At 47.0% G+C, this 18,848-nt stretch carries 14 protein-coding genes; 2 read left to right on the plus strand and 12 right to left on the minus strand.

All coding sequences use genetic code 11. The features are described 5' to 3' along the window. Positions 1–32 precede the first annotated feature (32 nt). A complete protein-coding gene (locus AB6D93_RS03955; RefSeq protein ID WP_136974344.1) occupies positions 33–3,464 on the plus strand; it encodes a PAS domain-containing hybrid sensor histidine kinase/response regulator in 3,432 nt (1,143 codons plus the stop codon). 117 nt (positions 3,465–3,581) lie between these two features. Here the strand turns inward: AB6D93_RS03955 and AB6D93_RS03960 are convergent, their stop codons facing one another. From AB6D93_RS03960 to AB6D93_RS03975, 4 genes are all read right to left on the minus strand, one after another. Continuing rightward, entirely contained in the window at positions 3,582–4,967 is a 1,386-nt protein-coding gene (locus tag AB6D93_RS03960) for a lyase family protein (protein ID WP_017062713.1), read from the minus strand. Between the two features lie 12 nt (positions 4,968–4,979). After that, positions 4,980–5,366: a hypothetical protein gene (locus AB6D93_RS03965; protein ID WP_017062714.1), complete on the minus strand. Its 387-nt coding sequence runs from the start codon at positions 5,364–5,366 to the stop codon at positions 4,980–4,982. A 200-nt stretch (positions 5,367–5,566) separates the two neighbouring features. Next, positions 5,567–7,270 carry a sodium:solute symporter family protein gene (locus AB6D93_RS03970; protein WP_017062715.1) on the minus strand — a complete coding sequence of 568 codons (1,704 nt, stop codon included), beginning with the start codon at positions 7,268–7,270 and terminating at the stop codon, positions 5,567–5,569. A gap of 10 nt (positions 7,271–7,280) precedes the next feature. Then, the gene (locus AB6D93_RS03975) at positions 7,281–7,547 is read right to left on the minus strand and encodes a DUF4212 domain-containing protein (RefSeq protein WP_010435433.1); all 267 of its coding nucleotides are present in this window, start codon (positions 7,545–7,547) and stop codon (positions 7,281–7,283) included. A gap of 448 nt (positions 7,548–7,995) precedes the next feature. Between AB6D93_RS03975 and AB6D93_RS03980 the strand changes: the two genes are divergently transcribed. Beyond that, complete coding sequence (locus AB6D93_RS03980) at positions 7,996–9,747, plus strand: potassium/proton antiporter (RefSeq protein ID WP_102333894.1); 1,752 nt, start codon at positions 7,996–7,998, stop codon at positions 9,745–9,747. Here the strand turns inward: AB6D93_RS03980 and AB6D93_RS03985 are convergent. The 8 genes from AB6D93_RS03985 to arcA form a co-directional block, all read right to left on the minus strand. Next, the gene (locus tag AB6D93_RS03985) at positions 9,744–10,373 is read right to left on the minus strand and encodes a response regulator transcription factor (RefSeq protein ID WP_102333893.1); all 630 of its coding nucleotides are present in this window, start codon (positions 10,371–10,373) and stop codon (positions 9,744–9,746) included. The genes AB6D93_RS03980 and AB6D93_RS03985 overlap by 4 nt on opposite strands. A gap of 212 nt (positions 10,374–10,585) precedes the next feature. After that, positions 10,586–12,433 (minus strand): protein-disulfide reductase DsbD, encoded by a 1,848-nt coding sequence (locus AB6D93_RS03990; protein WP_102333892.1) that lies wholly within the window; start codon positions 12,431–12,433, stop codon positions 10,586–10,588. Between the two features lie 175 nt (positions 12,434–12,608). After that, the gene (locus AB6D93_RS03995; RefSeq protein ID WP_017063664.1) at positions 12,609–13,097 is read right to left on the minus strand and encodes an arginine repressor; all 489 of its coding nucleotides are present in this window, start codon (positions 13,095–13,097) and stop codon (positions 12,609–12,611) included. A gap of 327 nt (positions 13,098–13,424) precedes the next feature. Then, entirely contained in the window at positions 13,425–13,889 is a 465-nt protein-coding gene (gene pyrI / locus AB6D93_RS04000; protein ID WP_017062720.1) for an aspartate carbamoyltransferase regulatory subunit, read from the minus strand. Between the two features lie 15 nt (positions 13,890–13,904). Further along, positions 13,905–14,834, minus strand: coding sequence for an aspartate carbamoyltransferase (gene pyrB / locus AB6D93_RS04005; protein WP_017062721.1), 930 nt, complete (start codon positions 14,832–14,834; stop codon positions 13,905–13,907). Between the two features lie 491 nt (positions 14,835–15,325). Next, the gene (locus AB6D93_RS04010; RefSeq protein ID WP_102333891.1) at positions 15,326–16,336 is read right to left on the minus strand and encodes an ornithine carbamoyltransferase; all 1,011 of its coding nucleotides are present in this window, start codon (positions 16,334–16,336) and stop codon (positions 15,326–15,328) included. Positions 16,337–16,477: 141 nt separating this feature from the next. After that, complete coding sequence (arcC, locus tag AB6D93_RS04015) at positions 16,478–17,389, minus strand: carbamate kinase (RefSeq protein ID WP_017062723.1); 912 nt, start codon at positions 17,387–17,389, stop codon at positions 16,478–16,480. A gap of 73 nt (positions 17,390–17,462) precedes the next feature. Next, the gene (gene arcA / locus AB6D93_RS04020; RefSeq protein WP_017062724.1) at positions 17,463–18,686 is read right to left on the minus strand and encodes an arginine deiminase; all 1,224 of its coding nucleotides are present in this window, start codon (positions 18,684–18,686) and stop codon (positions 17,463–17,465) included. Positions 18,687–18,848: the final 162 nt, after the last annotated feature.

Genomic DNA, 18,848 nt, shown 5'->3' on the forward strand with positions numbered 1-18,848 from the left:
GAGGTTTTTTTATGGATGAAAAAGGGTTTTCAATGCAAGGATGGATAGTAATTCCAGTCTCTTTAGCCTACTTGGGCGTGTTATTTCTGATCGCTTGGTATGGAGACAGGCAGGTTCGTTGGCTATCGCGTTGGCGTCCGTGGATCTATAGCCTTTCGATTGCCGTGTATTGTACCTCTTGGACCTTCTATGGAACTGTCGGGCAGGCGAGCAATAACCCTTGGTCTTTTTTACCCATTTATCTCGCCCCGATTCTGGTCTTTACACTAGGCTGGCGGATCTTGGCGCGGCTGATCCTGATTGCGAAGCGGGAGCACATCACCTCCATTGCCGACTTTATCGCGGCTCGTTACGGGAAATCTCAGGGCTTAGCTGTGGCGGTGACGGTTATCGCCGTGGTCGGTATCCTTCCTTATATCGCTCTGCAACTGCGTGGTATTACCATGGGGTTGGATATTGTTGCGCCCAACCTAGCGGCTGACTTCGGTTATCAGGACTATCATGTGTCTTGGTTTGTGGTCGGTGCTTTGGCTATTTTTACCATGCTGTTTGGTACAAGACACATTGATAACACAGAGCATCACCGTGGCATGATGATGGCGGTGGCGTTTGAATCCATCGTTAAGCTCGCGGCATTCCTGATCGTTGGCCTATTCATCATGTATCTGGCGATGAGCAGCGACAAGATCGACTTGCTTGATGTGGCGGCTTCCACCTACGAATCACCCAATATTCCGACCTTAATTATTCATACCGTTTTAACCATGTTGGCGATTGTCTGTCTGCCACGCCAGTTCCATACCATGGTGGTAGAGAACGAACGTCCTCAAGACCTGCATACCGCTCGTTGGTTGTTTCCGCTTTACCTGATTTTGATGGGACTGTTCGTGCTGCCAATTGCTTGGGCAGGACAAGGACTACTTACTGGTATGCCAGCGGATACCTATGTGATCAGTGTGCCAATGTCAGAAGGCGCTAATCACATTGCCTTGCTGGCTTTCCTTGGTGGTACGTCTGCGGCAAGTGGCATGGTGATAGTGTCGACCATCGCCTTGGCGATCATGGTGTCGAATGATTTAGTGATGCCATTGTTACTGCGCCGTATGCGCCTAACTCAAAGAACCCATCGACACTTTTCTGGCCTGCTATTGGTGATTCGCCGCGGGCTAATTTTACTGCTGTTACTGGGTGCTTGGCTGTTTTATCAGGCGCTCGATACCATCCATTCACTGTCAGCGATTGGCTTTCTTTCCTTTGCTGCGATTGCTCAATTCGCGCCAGCACTTATTGGTGGTTTGTACTGGCGCCCGGGTAACCGCAAGGGCGTGTATGTCGGCTTAATGGTGGGCTCGTTGATTTGGCTGATTACCTTGATGAGCCAAACCAGCATGTTGGCTGGCGACAGTGAAAGTAACCTTTTACTGTGGATTATCACGCCGCCAGAACTGCTCAGTAGCTGGAATATCAGCAGTTCAAACTGGGGCATTGTGCTGAGTATTGTACTTAATACCTTGTGCTATGCCGTGGTTTCGATGACGACTCGCCCAAGCCTAAGTGAGCGCTTACAATCAGCAGCATTTGTTGGCACGCCGCTGCCTGAAAACGAGAATATCAGCCTTTACCAGAACCGAGTGACGGTCGCTGAATTAGAGATGCTGGCGTCGCGTTTTGTGGGCCGTAAGCGTGCGAAAAGTGCTTTACACAGCTATTGGCAACAACACGGGCAGCCGCTGCTTCCTAATCAACAAGCGCCTGCGAGTCTGATTCGACACGCAGAGCGCGTGCTCGCCGGTGTATTCGGTGCTTCATCTGCTAAGTTAGTACTTACTTCTGCTTTGCAGGGAAGAAACATGCAGCTTGAAGAAGTCGCGACCATCGTTGATGAAGCCTCGGAGCTGTACGACTTCAGTCGCGGTTTACTGCAAGGCGCGATTGAACATATTGGCCAAGGCATCGCAGTAATCGACAAACAAATGAGGCTGGTTGCATGGAATCAGCGTTACCTAGAATTGTTTGAATTCCCTGCGGGTTTGATTCAGGTTGGGCGACCCATTTCAGACGTGATTCGTCATAATGCCGAGCAAGGGTTGTGTGGCCCAGGTGACCCGGAAGATCACGTTCGCCGCCGTGTTTATCACCTTGAGCAAGGCACTCGACACACCTCTTCTCGTATTCGTCCTGATGGCCGAGTGATTGAGGTGCAAGGTAACCCAATGCCAAGTGGTGGTTTTGTGATGAGCTTTACCGACATCACGGTATTCCGACAAGCAGAGCAAGCGCTAAAAGATGCCAATGAAAGCTTGGAATCGAGAGTGCATGAGCGAACTCAAGAGCTCGAAAAACTGAATCATCGCTTGGTAAAAGCCACGCAGATTTCGGATCAAGAATCACAATCTAAGAGTCGTTTTCTAGCCGCGGTAAGCCACGATTTGATGCAGCCGCTCAATGCCGCACGTCTATTTGCTTCGTCACTGTCTGAGGTGGCAAAAGAGCAAGAGGTGAAGCAATTGTCATCTCACATCGAGAGTGCACTTGGCGCCGCAGAAGATTTGATTGGTGACTTGCTAGATATCTCTCGATTGGAGTCCGGAAAGTTAGAAACCAACATTCACGCGATTGCCGTGCATGACGTATTAACCAATTTGAACGCGGAATTTAGCGCTCTAGCGAGACAACAGAAAATTGAGTTTAAGATGATTCCGTCGTCATTGTTCATTCATTCAGACCCTAAGCTGTTGAGGCGTGTGATTCAGAACTTTTTGACCAATGCGTTCCGCTACAACCCGGAAGGGAAAGTGGTACTGGGTGCGAGAAGAGTCAATGGACAGGTTCGAATTGATGTGTGGGATAATGGAACCGGTATCGATGAAGACAAGCAACAAGAAATCTTTGAAGAGTTTACTCGTGGCAGCCAAGTACGAGCCGATCAAGGATTGGGGTTAGGGTTAGCAATCTCGAAAGGTATTGCTCATGTGCTTGGCCATCAAATTTCGATGCGCTCATGGCCGGGGCAAGGCAGTGTCTTTTCCATCACTTTAGCTAGAGCGGAAAAAGTGGCTCCAGTTGTGCAAGCTTCGACGCCAATGGCGACCAGCGACATCGAACATCTCAAGATATTGTGTGTCGATAATGAACGAGAAATCTTAGTCGGTATGGAAAACCTGATCGGACGTTGGGGCTGTGAGGTTAAGACGGCGGTTGATTTGGTCGAAAGCTTGCAGTGCCTAGATGAGGGTTGGCTACCTGATGTGATTTTCTCTGATTACCGTTTAGATAATGGCAGAACGGGTCTCGAAGTCCTGCAGCAGTGTCGCTTGCGCCTCGGAGACTCTTTTGAAGGGGTCATCATTAGTGCCGATAGAACCGATGACATGTTGGCAGCGATAAAGGCCAACAGCTTTCGCTTTATTGCCAAGCCAGTGAAGCCACTTAAGTTAAGAGCGGTCTTGAATCGAGTGAGCTAGTTTGGGTTAACAGGCTCGGATTAGTACGTTCGTGAGCGGATAGTGAAAAGGCCTCAGATGAGGCCTTTTTTGTCTCTGTTTTTTTTGCGAACGCCGATTCGCTTGTTAATTCAATAACTAACCAGCAATGCCACCTTGTGTCAGTGTGGTTGGATCAAGCAGTTTACTGAGCTCTTCTCGGCTAAGATCGGTTTCTCTTTCTGCGACATCCAGAATTGGTAAGCCTTCTTTGTAAGCTTTCTTGGCAATATCAGCCGCCTTCAAGTAGCCAATCACAGGGTTAAGTGCGGTCACTAGGATTGGGTTCTTTGACAGTGCCAAATCGAGATTGTCTTGGCGTACCGTGAAGGTCGCGATGGCTTTGTCCGCTAAAGCGACTGAGCTGTTTGCCAATAACTCAATACTTTCCAACACGTTATGAGCAATCACTGGCAGCATCACATTAAGTTGGAAGTTACCTGATTGTCCGGCTACGGTAATGGTGGTGTCGTTGCCAATGACTTGCGCCGCCGCCATAGCTGCAGCTTCTGGAATCACAGGATTTACCTTGCCAGGCATGATCGATGAGCCTGGTTGTAGAGCCTGTAATTCAATTTCCCCTAAGCCAGCCAACGGCCCAGAGTTCATCCAGCGAAGATCGTTTGAGATCTTCATGATCGCAACTGCTGCCGTTTTGAGCTGACCTGACAGCGCAACGATCGCGTCTTGACTGCTGAGGCTAAAAAAGAAGTTTTCACTCGAGCTAAAACTGATCTTTGTCGATTGAGACAGGTTACTCGCAAACTTATCGGCAAAGCGTGGGTCAGCATTGATCCCTGTTCCAACCGCAGTACCACCTTGTGCTAAAGCCTTGATAGCGGGCAGGGTGTTCTCTATTGCTTGCTTAGCGTGTTCTATCTGAAATTTCCAACCACCTAGCTCTTGAGCAAAGGTCATTGGCATCGCATCCATTAGATGAGTGCGGCCGGTCTTCACGACCTCCGCAAGTTCCTGTTGTTTGATGGTGAGTGCTTCAGAAAGGTGAGTTAATGCAGGTAATAGCTTATTTTCAGCCATCAAAGCAACGCTCACTTGAATTGCGGTTGGCACCACATCGTTACTGCTTTGGCCCATGTTGACGTGATCATTGGGGTTCACGTCGCCTTGCAAGCTTCTTGAGGCAAGCGTAGCAATCACTTCATTGGCATTCATGTTGGAACTGGTACCTGAACCGGTTTGGTAGACATCGATAGGGAATTGATCGAGGTGTTTACCCTCAATGATCTCTTGGCTGGCTTCGGCTATCGCGTTGGCAATATCACCTTCCAGTAGACCTAACTGAGCATTGGTATCTGCCGCTGCCTGTTTAATTAACGCCAGTGCTTGAATAAAACTGGTCGGCATCTTGTGAGAGCTAAACGCGAAGTTATCCGCTGCACGCTGAGTTTGTGCTTGGTATAGCGCATCGGCAGGGACTTTCACTTCGCCCATGCTGTCTTTTTCAATCCGAAATTGTAGGGTCATGTTCTATCCTTGTTAGCCAAGTGGGGCTTGGACTTGTTGTAGTGTTTGGCTGAGATTCAAAAAACGCGCTTGGCCTTGAGGTTGCTGGCAGTAGTGGCGCTTCAAATAAAATAGTGGTGAGTGAATAGAGTCTAGGCAGATATGACGAAAGGCGAAACTGCGCTGAGGAGACTCAATCGCTTCAATCAAATGAAAGAAAACTTGGCGTAGATACAGCTCGCACAACAAGATGTTTTCTTGAGCGGCATGCTTTTCATAGTAAGCCGAAAGCGTCAGTGCACACTCGATATACTCTCGAATTACAAACGGCTCATGGCCTTGAACTTGTTCTAATGAAGCAAAGCGATCCTGTGCTTTGTAAAATCTCGAATAGAGAACCTGCTGCTCTTTCATCATCATCTGCATCTCTTTATTGGATGCTAATGATAATTATTATCAAATAAAATTTTAAAAACAACCCTTTGTTTATCTTTTTATAAAGTGAGCAGAAAAAGAAAAAGCCGATACACGAAGTATCGGCTTTCTGGAGTCAGTACCTAATCCCTACAATGTAAGTACTGATTCATTTTTTGCTAAACATCTTTGTTTAATGGTCGTGCTTAGTGGTCGTGAGCTTCACCTGCACCTTTCGGGTAACGGATGTTCTCAACCATATCTTGTACATCTTGTGGTACTTCAGCAGTTACTTTGTTTACAGCAATCGATACTACGAAGTTTAGACACATACCTAGCGTACCGATGCCTTCTGGGCTGATACCAAACCACCAGTTTTCAGGTGTGCTTGCTGCTGGGTTAATGAACTTGAAGTAGATGATGTAGCTTGCTGTGAAGGCAATACCTGACAACATACCTGCAATTGCGCCTTCCTTGTTCATCTTCTTGTAGAAGATACCTAGGATAATCGCTGGGAAGAAGGATGCTGCGGCTAAGCCGAAGGCAAACGCTACTACCTGTGCTACAAAGCCTGGTGGGTTAATACCTAAGTAACCGGCACCGACAATCGCGACCATGGCTGCCAGACGAGCGGCTAACAGCTCCTGCTTGTCGGTCATGTTTGGTCTGAAGCCTTTCTTCAACAAGTCATGTGAAATCGACGTTGAGATGACCAATAGTAGACCCGCGGCTGTTGATAGTGCGGCTGCTAGGCCACCGGCTGCAAGCAGTGCTACAACCCAGTTTGGTAGTTTCGCTAGCTCTGGAGAAGCCAGTACGATGATGTCACGGTTAATCTTCATCTCGTTGCGCTCATCGCCCGAGTAGAACATTTTGCCATCGCCGTTCTTATCTTCCCAACCTACTAGGCCAGTGCTTTCCCAGTTTTTGTACCAGCTTGGTGCGTCCGCTGCAGCGACACCTTGCATGTCAGGGCCGTTGATTGTTTCGATCATGTTTACACGAGCGAATGCTGCAACGCCTGGTGCTGTTGTGTATAGCAATGAGATGAACAGTAGTGCCCAACCCGCTGAGATACGAGCATCACGTACTTTTGGTACCGTGAAGAAACGAATGATTACGTGTGGAAGACCCGCAGTACCGACCATTAGAGCCGCACAGATGAAGAATACATCTACCATGCTCTTGTTACCTTCGGTATAGGCGGTAAATCCGAGTTCTTCGGTCAGTCCATCCAGTTTATCAAGAAGGTAAACATCTGTGCCTGATAGCGTAGAGCCCATACCAACTTGTGGAAGTGGGTTACCTGTCATCATGATTGAGGTAAAGATTGCTGGAACAAGGAAGGCGAAAATGAGGACACAGAATTGAGCTACCTGCGTATAAGTGATGCCTTTCATGCCACCTAGTACTGCGTAGAAGAACACAATACCCATACCAATGATGATGCCTAGGTTAATATCAACTTCTAGGAAACGAGAGAATACAACGCCCACACCACGCATCTGGCCTGCAACGTACGTAAACGATACGAAGATTGCACAGAATACCGCTACCATACGTGCCGTTTTCGAGTAGTAACGCTCACCGATGAAATCAGGAACCGTAAACTGACCGAACTTACGTAGGTAAGGTGCTAAACATAGCGCAAGTAGTACATAACCACCTGTCCAACCCATTAGGTAAACCGCACCGTCGTAACCAACGAATGAGATGATACCTGCCATTGAGATGAATGATGCTGCCGACATCCAGTCAGCGGCGGTCGCCATGCCGTTTGCTACTGGGTGTACACCACCGCCAGCAACGTAGAACTCACTAGTAGACCCTGCACGAGCCCAGATTGCGATGCCGATATATACCGCGAAAGTAATACCGACGAGAATAAACGTCCAAGTTTGAATATCCATGTTCTAGCCTCTAGTCTTCCTGTACGTTGTATTTTTTGTCGAGCGCATTCATGCGGACAACGTAAATAAATATCAGCGCCACGAAGGTGTATATCGAACCTTGCTGAGCGAACCAAAATCCTAGCTTGAACCCGCCAAACTGAACGGTATTGAGGGCATCCACAAATAAGATGCCAGCGCCGTAAGACACCGCAAACCAGACCGCGAGCAGTGTTCCCATAATTCCCAAGTTTTCCTTCCAGTAGGCTTGAGCATGTTCCGTAGATTCGAACGCCATTGCCTTCTCCTTTATTCCGTTTTCGTAGAAACTGTTTTTGTGAAACCGTTTTGTAAAATAGCGTGTTAACGTAATGTTACGATTTAGAATGTAGCAAGGATAAGTCAAGGGATCTGTGCAACTTTAGTCGGGATGGTATTAGCGCTAATGTACTGAAATATGGGAGCTAGGAGACATAATCATAGAAAAATGTGATGTTAAAATGTTGTTAAATTAGCCAAAGGTCTAACAAAAAGGGATGAATTAGACTGCGAGTCATAAAATTTAACAACTAAATGACCGAGAAACGGTATTTAGCCCTGCTTATGACACGAAGCGAAACATAAGTTTGTTATAGTAACAACGGCACTTTCACCGACCGTGCCTTGCTAAACGGCAGAAGATCAACAAGCTAGTGGCAAAAGATCAACAGGCTTAAAGCTCGGATTTTATTCTTTGGGGGAACGAATTGGACGCAATAACCATTAACCACTTATTCTTGACTGGTGCCGTACTCATCGCCATCAGCGTGCTTTTCTCACAAGTGTCCTCTCGATTGGGCGTTCCGATTCTTTTGATCTTTTTATTCGTTGGTATGTTAGCGGGTGAAGATGGACCCGGTAATATTCATTTCGATGATTACTCACTGACCTACTTGGTGAGTAACCTTGCGCTTGCCGTGATTCTGTTGGATGGCGGTATGCGAACCAAGGTGGCGAGCTTCAAGGTCGCTTTCTGGCCTTCGCTCTCGCTGGCGACGATAGGTGTCGCATGTACAGCAACCTTAACCGGATTAATGGCGGCTTGGCTGTTTGACTTGTCATTAATGCAGGGCATCTTGGTCGGGGCGATTGTTGGTTCAACCGATGCGGCAGCGGTATTCTCTTTGCTGAAAGGACAGAGTCTCAATGAGCGTGTTGGCTCAACCCTAGAGATCGAATCGGGCACTAACGACCCAATGGCGGTCTTCCTGACGGTGACCTTAATTGCGCTGTTAGGTAACCCTGACGCTGAGATGGAAATGAACTTCCTACTGCAAAGTTTTGCGATGCAGTTTGGTATCGGTACTCTTGTTGGTATTGGCGGCGGCTGGGTTCTATGGAGCTTAATCAATCGAGTACAATTGGCTGATGGCCTTTATTCCATTCTGGTACTCAGTGGGGGCGTGGCTCTGTTTGCGTTCTCTAACATGCTTGGCGGCAGCGGCATCTTATCGATTTACCTAGTGGGCTTGTTCATTGGTAATCGTCCGACGCGCTCGCGACACTCGATTCTTAATGTTCTTGATGGCATGACGTGGCTAAGCCAGATCGTGATGTTCTTGGTATTGGGTTTATTGGTGACGCCATCAACGTTGATGGACATTGCTCTGCCTGCGCTGGCACTGGCCTTCGGTATGATTTTGTTTGCTCGTCCGCTGTCGGTTTGGTTGGGTTTGCTGCCGTTCAGAAGCTTTACCACCAAGGAACGTTGGTTTGTTTCTTGGGTCGGTCTACGCGGCGCGGTACCGATCATTCTGGCGGTGTTCCCGATGATGGCTGGCCTGCCTAATGCTCAGCTTTACTTCAACATCGCGTTCTTCGTGGTTATGGTGTCGCTGATTGTTCAAGGCGGCAGCTTGATGAAAGTCGCGAGATTGGCTCAAGTGACGCTACCTCCAACGCCGACACCGATTTCTCGTACTGGCATTGAAATTTACCCTGCTAGTGAGTGGGAGATGTTTGTCTACAAGCTGAAAGAAGAGAAGTGGTGTGTGGGCGAACCACTAAAGCGTTTGTCTATGCCGGAAGGAACGCGAATTACTGCACTGTTTAGAAAGGATGCCTTGCTTCACCCATCAGGCAGCACCGTGTTAGAGGCGAACGATATCTTATGTGTGCTTGGTCAAGATAAAGATCTAGATAGCCTAAGTGAGCTCTTCAGTGAGGCACCTTTGGCAGAAGAAGCCGCTCGATTCTTTGGTGACTTCTTCTTAGATGTTGGGTTGTCGGTCGCTGCGGTAAGCGATTGTTATGGTATTGAACTTGGCTCGGAAGAAGAGCGAGAAATGACCCTAAAACAATTGGTTGATCAGGAGCTTGGTGCACACCCGGTATTAGGCGACAGCTTCGAGTGGCATGACATCACTTGGGTGGTTGCAGATATAGATGATCATAAAGTCGTCAAGCTGGGTTTATGTTTGCCTAAGACGACTTTAGAAGAGGATGTAAACGAAGCTTAATTGTGGATTTCTTGTAGCAAGATAACTGCTTGAGTTCGGTTTTTCACATCCAGTTTACGGAAGATGGCTGTCATATGCGCCTTGATGGTCGCTTCCGAAACATTTAATTCATACGCGATTTGCTTGTTAAGCAAGCCGTCAGAAAGCATCCCTAATACCTTGTATTGCTGAGGCGTCAGTGTGGAAATCTTTTCTGCAAGGTCGCTACACGCTGCATTATTGGTGATAAGCCCTTCAGGGAAGAACGGGTCGCCATTCAGCACTTGATTCAGTGCACTCACCAACTCACGCATATCACTCGACTTAGGAATAAAGCCAAACGCACCGTGGCTCTTCACCTGAGTGACCACGCTGGCATCTTCACTGGCAGAAACCACCACAATCGGTAGATCTGGGTATTCAGCGCGCAGTTGAATTAAGCCTGACATGCCATTGGCGCCCGGCATTTTCAGGTCGAGCAGTAATAGATCCGGCTCGCCTTCTTTCTTTAGCAGAGTCAGTAAGGCATCGAGAGAATCGGCCTCAAGCAGGTTCGCACCACTGATCGCCATATGAACTGACTGAAACAGGGCGTTGCGAAAGAGAGGGTGGTCATCAGCAATGATGATGGTATAGGTCGAGTCCATGACGTTCATACTTTTAACAATTTAGTTAATATTTATTATCATCCTGATTGAGTATGTGGACAATATCTATGCATTAAAAGTCTGAACCATATCGACTTTTATCCCCGGAATAAGAAAGCGTTACTCTGAATAGCAAAAAAGCCGCACTGCCATCTCGTTACGGAGGGGCGGTGCGGCTTTCGATTCGGCTTATATTTTAGTGAATATTGCCGTTATAGCTGGTGGTTTTGCATGTGTTTTAAGAATACATCGGCAGGCATAAAACCGGTTACACGAGCATTTGGAACATGGTTACCCTCACCATCCCAGAACTCAATCGTAGGTAAGCCAAGTACCTGTAATTGTTTAAGCAGTTCAATGTCTTGAGGCATGTTTCTCGTTACATCGGCTTGTAGCAGTACGAAGTCAGAAAGCTTGTTTTCCACATCAGCTTGATGGAAGGTGTACTTCTCGAATTCTTTACATGCCACACACCAATCGGCGTAGAAGTCGAGCATCACAGGCTTACCGAGTTTCTTCGCTTCGATGAGCTGGATTTCTAGTTCTTCAACCGTGTTGATGCGTGCAAATTGGATGTGTTGTTCTACCGTCACGCTCTTTTCTGCAAACCAGTAATTGAGCGCAGGTTGAGCTGATGCGAACAGGCCAAGCATCGCAATGATGCCCACAGCGCTTTGCTTCCAGCCACCAAATGGCAGTGCATTCTTACTGTGGTAAAGCCAACCAAAGGCGATGAAGCCAAGGCCAGACCAAAGCACGGTTGCCCACAATTCAGGAATGATGCGCTCTAGCAGGAAGATAGGCGCGGCAAGCAAGATAAAGCCGAATACGATCTTCACCTTGTTCATCCAGCTGCCCGCTTTAGGCAATAGCTTATTACCAAACACTGCCACTAAAATCAGTGGGATACCCATACCCATAGCCAACGCGTACAGAGCAATTGCACCGGTAAATAGGTCACCACTCTGAGCCACATACAGCAGTGCGCCTGACAATGGCGCCGTGGTACAAGGTGAACACACCAAGCCAGAGATAGCGCCCATTGCGAATACGCCCAAGGTATTGCCACCTTGCTGCTTGTTGCTTTGGTTGTTGAGCCAAGTTTGGATGCTGCTTGGCAGTTGCAGGTTATAAACGCCAAACATCGACATTGCTAACGCCACGAACAGAACACTCAGCGCGATCAGCACGTAAGGGTGCTGCATAGCGGCTTGGAATTGCATGCCTGCTGAAGCAACCACTAAACCTAATAAGGTGTAGGTTAACGCCATGCCTTGCACGTAAATAAAGGACAGCATCAGCGCGCGACCTTGGCTGAGTTTGCCACCACCTAAAACGATACCCGTTAGAATCGGATACATAGGCAGCACACACGGCGTAAAGGCTAAACCAACACCGAGTGCTAAGAATAATAGAGGGGTCCACCAACTGTCACCGAGCTTATCGGCTAAGCCTGCTTCTTTTGAAACAGGGGCATTTGGCTGTTGAGTCGTGTTACTTACAACGTCTGCTTTCGGAGATGTTGGTTGCGTAGAAACATCGGTTTCGTTGCCAGCAGAAGATGAAGCTTGTGAGTCACTACCTTGCGAATTAGCAGAACCTGTTGCTGTGAAAGGTTCAATGTCGATGATACGAGTCTCTGGTGGGTAGCAGAACCCTGCGTCCGCACAGCCTTGATACTTAACGATCAGCTGTGAGCCATCTTGGTAACTCTGCAGAGGAACTTGCACGAATAACGGCTGAGTATAAATGCTCACCTCACCGAAGAATTCATCTTGGTGCGGCTTACCATCTTCTAATTCAACATTACCGATAGCGAGATTTTGCCCGGTGAACGAGAGGCTATGTTGATAGAGGTAGTAGCCCTCTTTTACTTGCCAGTCGAGAAGGACTTTGTCGTCTTGCTGGTAGTAATTGAAAGGGAAAGCTTGGTCTACAGGGACAAAACCATTGTTATTGCCTCCGAAGCTTGGCTCGGCGTTGTCGTTCCCAAATAGCGCCCACGCAGGCTGGGTGAATAGGGAAACACAAACAAAAAGTAATGTGGCAAGTCGTCGCATACTATTTAGTCATCAAAATGGAGTTGAAGGTATCTTAACTCAATCAGACCGTAATAGTTTGCTATTAGTTTCATCGGCAAACAAATATCCCCTAAGGCGGGATAGCGATTTTATTGGGTAATCGAGTGGGGAGCTGCAATTCAACTTGAGTGACTTGCCTTTGTAAAAGAGACATTTAAGCTACACCCAAGCGTGCTTTTACTACTTGTTCGCAAGCATCAATATTCATCGTATCTTTTGGAATAATAAGCACGGTATCATTACCGCCAACGGTGCCGATAATCTCAGTATGTGGGTCGATATCGACTAATCTTGCGACTAATTGAGCACAACCTGGATGAGTTTTTACGATGACCATCGCTTGGTTATGAGTGATGAATTCGATTTGCGATGAGATGGATGCATCGACACGAACCGGTGCACTTTCAACCGTGATGCAGTAAACCTTTTTACCGCAAGCATTCTGAATTTTGACAACACCAAGCTGTGACAAAATACGAGATACGGTCGATTGGCTGATACCGGTATAGCCAATATCGACGAGTTTCTCTCGCAGTTGATTTTGGGTCGAGAAGCTTTGTTGTTGTAGTAAGCGTTTGCACGCTGCAGTCAGTGTTTTATCTTCAGCTGAATACAAGCAACCGTGCTCAGTGATTGGGTTCATGAACAACTCCTTAAGGTCAACATGTGGTTATCGCTTGTCCATAGCGCCGAGCGTACTCCCAAAGCCGTAGAGTACGATTGTTAAATAGGGCTTACCGATGAATCCCGAAATAAAGAGGGAAGGTATGCGTGATGTATGATCGTCTACCCATTGAGTCTACCACTAAAGGATAGTTATCTTTTTGAAGGGGATCACCAAATAAAATTCTAGTTAATTGCTTTTATTTTGGAGTTTTATTCTTTTGTTAAATGGATATTTATTCCAAGTTTGGCATAAATATCCATCGGTATTAGGGTGCTTTGGAGACCGTGATAATGGCGCTAAGGGTTAGCGAATTTCACTCATGATCTCGCGAGAGAATACTTTTTCACAGTAGTGACATTTTAGCTGCACGTTTTCCTGTTTTAGCTGCACTTTAAAGCTGCTTTCGACAGGTTCACCGTGCGAAATACAGTTGCTATTCGGGCAAGAGTAGACACTGTGGATTTGCTCTGGCAGCACAAGGGTTAGCTTATTAACCACTTTATACTCTTCAATCTGATTGACCGTTGCCTGCGGAGCATAAAGAGCCAATTGGTTGGCTTGTTCCTTGGTCAGGAAGATGTTCTCAATCTTGATTAGATCTTTATGGCCAAGTGCCGATGATGGCAGGTTTAAGCCCATAGTGATGCGCTGTTCTGTCTTGTGTAGCTTAAACAGTTTAAGGATTTTGATACCAAGGTGAGCAGGGATGTGGTCAATCACGCTGCCGTTACGGATCGCTTCTACTTGTAGCTGAGTTTGTTTAACCATGACTGTTTCTCCTGCTTATAAAGTGTCGTTAAGAACTAGGGCCAATAGGGCTTCGCGAGCGTATACACCGTTTTCAGCTTGTTCGAAGTAGTAAGCGTGTGGCGTTTTATCAACGTCGGTGGTGATTTCGTCGACGCGTGGCAGCGGGTGAAGTACCTTCATGTTTTGACGAGCGTCTTTCAATGTATCGGCGGTGAGGATGTAAGCCGATTTCATGTGTGCGTATTCCGACGCATCAAAGCGCTCTTTCTGCACGCGAGTCATGTACAGAACATCCAGTTCCGGCACGACTTCTTCAATGCTGCTGTGAGTGCTGTATTGGATGCCCATCTCTTCCAATTCTTCACAGATGTAATCTGGCATCTCTAAGACTTCTGGCGCGATAAAGAAGAAACGCACGTTATTGAATTTCGATAGTGCTTGGGTCAATGAGTGCACGGTACGGCCATATTTTAGGTCGCCGACGAACGCCACATTGAGGTTATCGAGCGTGCCTTGTGTTTCGTAAATCGAGAACAGGTCCAGCAAGGTTTGCGTCGGGTGCTGGTTAGCACCGTCGCCGCCGTTTACTACCGGCACACCGTTAGAAAATTCAGACGCTAAACGTGCTGCCCCTTCTTGTGGGTGACGCATTACAAAGGCATCGACGTAGGATGAAATAACCTGCACTGAATCGGCAAGTGTTTCGCCTTTCTTCGCCAGTGAGGTGTTACCGCCATTATCAAAGCCAATGACCGTGCCACCAAGGCGCTGGACGGCGGTCTCAAATGAAAGGCGAGTTCGAGTTGAAGGCTCAAAGAAGCAGCTCGCAACGACTTTATTTTTCAGCAACTCTGGGTTTGGCTCGGCCTTGAGTCTTGCTGCTGTGTCGACGATAAGCTCCAGTTCATTACGAGTGAGCTCAGGTATGGAGATGATGTGCTTGTTAAATAACGAATGCGCCATAACGGGTCTTCCTTCTATGCATACAGTCAAATTGCGGACAAAAAAAAAGCCCCCTAAAAATAGGAGGCTTCGAAACGATCAATAGAGCAAAATAAAAATGACACCACCGCCACTCTTTGGCGTGTAGTTTGACAATCATGTGCGACAGAATTGCAGTTCATTTTTTGCTCTCTTAAGACAAATTGCGGAGGATTATACTCAGATAAAAACGGCATGCAATACTTTCTGTAAAGTATTCATTTAATGGATTTTTATGCGAAATAACCTCTACATTTTGCTTTGATTTAAGCCCTTGTTGAAACAGAAAATTTCAGGGTTTTTGGGGGCGATAATGCCCTCAAGTACATGAAAAAAAATGCGGGCTTTATCCAAGGGCTAAATCCCAAGTTCGCCGCCCGCATTTCCCTGTCATTACACTTAACTTGTCAATGTCTCGCGAACAAGTGAGTGCTTAACTTCTTAGTTGTTTCGATTCTTAGCTGTTTAGGTAATTAACTGCCTAGTGTTGCAACCATTACTGCTTTGATGGTGTGCATGCGGTTTTCAGCTTCATCGAACACGATAGAGTATTCAGACTCAACTACCTCATCAGTCACTTCCACACCGTCTTTTAGCTGTGGATATTCAGCCGCAAGTTGTTTGCCTACCGTGGTATCTTCGCCATGGAAAGCCGGTAGGCAGTGCATGAATTTCACATGTGGGTTGCCTGTTGCTTTGAGCATTTTCATGTTCACTTGGTAAGGCATCATTAGGTTAATACGCTCAGCCCATGCTTCTTTTGCTTCGCCCATTGATACCCAAACGTCGGTGTATAGGAAGTCACAACCTTGCACGCCTTCTTGAACATCTTCTGTTAGCGTGATTTTGCCGCCAGTGTGTTCTGCGATTTCACGACATTGAGCCAGTAGCTCTTCTTGTGGCCAGAATTGTTTTGGAGCAACAAGGCGAATGTCCATACCCATTTTCGCAGCGCCAACCATTAGAGAGTTACCCATGTTGTTGCGAGCATCACCTAGGTAAGCAAAGCTGATTTCATGCAGTTGTTTACCACGGCCGTATTCCGTCATGGTTAGGAAGTCAGCAAGAATTTGTGTAGGGTGGAATTCGTCAGTCAGACCATTCCATACTGGAACTCCAGCGTAAGCGCCTAGCTCTTCAACAATCTCTTGACCGAAGCCGCGGTATTCAATGCCATCGTACATACGGCCAAGAACGCGAGCGGTATCTTTCATTGATTCTTTGTGGCCAATTTGAGAGCCAGATGGGCCTAAGTAAGACACGCGAGCGCCTTGGTCGAATGCCGCTACTTCGAATGCACAGCGAGTACGAGTTGAGGTTTTCTCAAAGATAAGCGCAATGTTTTTGCCAGTTAGTGTTGGCTGTTCGTAACCGTTGTACTTCGCTTTTTTTAGCTCCATAGAAAGATCTAATAAGTGTTGAATTTCGCGTGGAGTGAAATCTAGTAGTTTTAGGAAGTTACGATTGCGTAGGTTAAAAGCCATGATGTATTCCTTCTTAGATTTAGGCGCTTTCTTGTTACAGGGAAAGAAAATTCAAGAAAGCGCGATTCAATTTTTGTGTATTAATTTCAGTTCAAACGGTGATTCAGTTTTCTCGCAAGGTTTGAAAAGCTCGCGAGTAGATTAATCTTTGGTGATGTTGGTGCCCGCCAAGCCTTGCAGGATTTGCAAACCATCTTCGAGTGCACCAATACCGACGACTTTGCCGCCTTGCTGAATGAATTCGCACGATGCTTCAATTTTTGGTCCCATAGAGCCTGCATCAAATTCGAATTTCGCCAGTTCACTTGGTGTGGTGCTGCGCAGTGCGTGTTGAGTCGGTTTGCCCCAATCAAGGTAAACAGCGTCCGCGTCGGTCAAAATAAGCAGTGCATCCGCATCCAGTTGTTTCGCTAAGAAAGCCGCTGACATGTCTTTGTCGATAACCGCTTCAACACCCACTAATTTGCCGTTCTCTTTTTTCACTGGGATGCCACCGCCGCCAGTACAAATCACTAGGTGGCCTGCATCGATAAGTTGGGTGATCGCTTCGTGCTCAACAATGCCAGTAGGGCGTGGGCTTGGCACAACGCGACGGAAGTGTTGGCCGTCTGGTTTGACGATCCAGTGGAATTTCTCCGCCAATTCACGCGCTTCCGCTTCTTCGTAGATCGGGCCAATCGGCTTCGTTGGATCGGCGAATGCAGGATCGTTTGGATCAACGGTCATTTGCGTCAACATGCACGAGATGTTGCGGTTAGGTAGATAGTTCTTGAACTCTTGCATCAGCATGTAGCCGATCATGCCTTGAGTCTCACTGCCCAATACATCTAGCGGATACGGGTTTACTTTTTTGTATTCCAAACCTTGCAGAGCCAGTAAACCAACTTGTGGGCCATTACCATGTACTAGAACCACGTTGTACACTTTCGCGATTTCAGAGATGGTTTTAACCGCTGTTTCAATATTACGGCGTTGAACATCGGCTTCTAACGGCTCACCGCGACGAAGTAAGGCATTACCGCCGAGTGCAACAACAACAGTTTGCTTAGTCATAATTGTGTTCTCTCATTTTGGCCAAGCTGAGATTATTTAAGATCATTCAACTTGGCCGTTTTCGTCTTAGTGATTAGATACCATCACGCTCAATTGGGCAGCTCATGCAGCGTGCGCCACCGCGACCGCGGCCAAGTTCATCTCCAGGGATAGGAAGAACTGTGATGCCTGCTTTATCGTATTTTTCATTGGTGTAGGTGTTGCCTTCGTAGCCAATCACAACGCCAGGTTTAACCGTTAGAACGTTGTTTGCATCGTTCCACTGCTCACGTTCTGCATGGAAGTTGTCACCACCGGTCGTGATTAGGTTTAGCTTGTCTACGCCAAGTGCTTTTTCGATAGCTGTTACGAAGTAGCCTTCTTCTTTCACTTTCACTGCGCCAGACTCATCACCAGTTAGGTTCCAGCACTGTACGTCTTTACTCACCACTTCAGGGTAAACAGAGAACGTATCTTCGTTCATGTGCGTCATAACGGTGTCTAAGTGCATGCAAGAGCGGTGTTTTGGTAGCTGCATTGCGATAACTTGTTTCGCTTGACCGTGTTTGAATAGGCTAGATGCTAAGTGCTCAACACCTTGTGCTGTTGTACGCTCAGACATACCGATAAGAACCGTACCGCGACCGATTACAAGAACGTCACCGCCTTCAATGGTTGAGTTGTCGTAGCTGATGTTTTCTTCATCGCCGAAGTACTTAATGAAGTCTTGGCCAGCAAATGTTGGGTGCCAGCGGTAAATAGCGCGAACGTGGTTGGTTTCACGTTGACGAGCAGGTTTCGCCATCGGGTTGATGGATACGCCACCGTATACCCAGCAAGATGTGTCACGAGTAAATAGGTGGTTTGGTAGCGGTTCGATAATGAAGTCGGTTGGTGCGTGCATGCCTTGCATCATTGAAGATGATTTCATTGGCATCTCAGCGTAAGACAGACCACCCGTTAGGATTTTTGCTAGTTCTAGGTTTGGTAAGTCGCCCAAGTAGCAGCGCACATCGTTAGCAAAGGTTTTGCCTAAGCGGTAATCAGAAACTTGATGATTCAAAAGCCAATCTTTCGCTTCTGGCACTGCTAGCGTGTCTGCTAGTAGGTCAGTAAGAAGAAGAACTTCAACACCTTGATCACGCAGCGTTTGAGTAAATGCGTCATGCTCTTTACCAGCACGTTCAACAGCCAGTACGTCATCAAATAGTAAATCGTGACAGTTAGAGGGTGTTAGGTGAGTCAGTGCGCGTCTTGGACGGTGAACTAGAACGCGGCGTAATTGACCTATTTCAGAACCTACATAGAACTTACTCATGATCGTCTCTCTCTTATATATTTGAATTACTTTTATCGCTAAGAGTAATTATTTATTTTCAGTTGAGAAGAATGAATTATTTATTCATATCTCTTGTCTGGAATTAATATTACGCCTGCTAGTCAGGTATTCTTAGAGATCTATCACAAATCGTTTTTTATC

Origin of the sequence: Vibrio sp. 10N.247.310.23, from assembly GCF_041467155.1 — a bacterium.
Classification (GTDB): Bacteria; Pseudomonadota; Gammaproteobacteria; order Enterobacterales; family Vibrionaceae; genus Vibrio; species Vibrio crassostreae_C.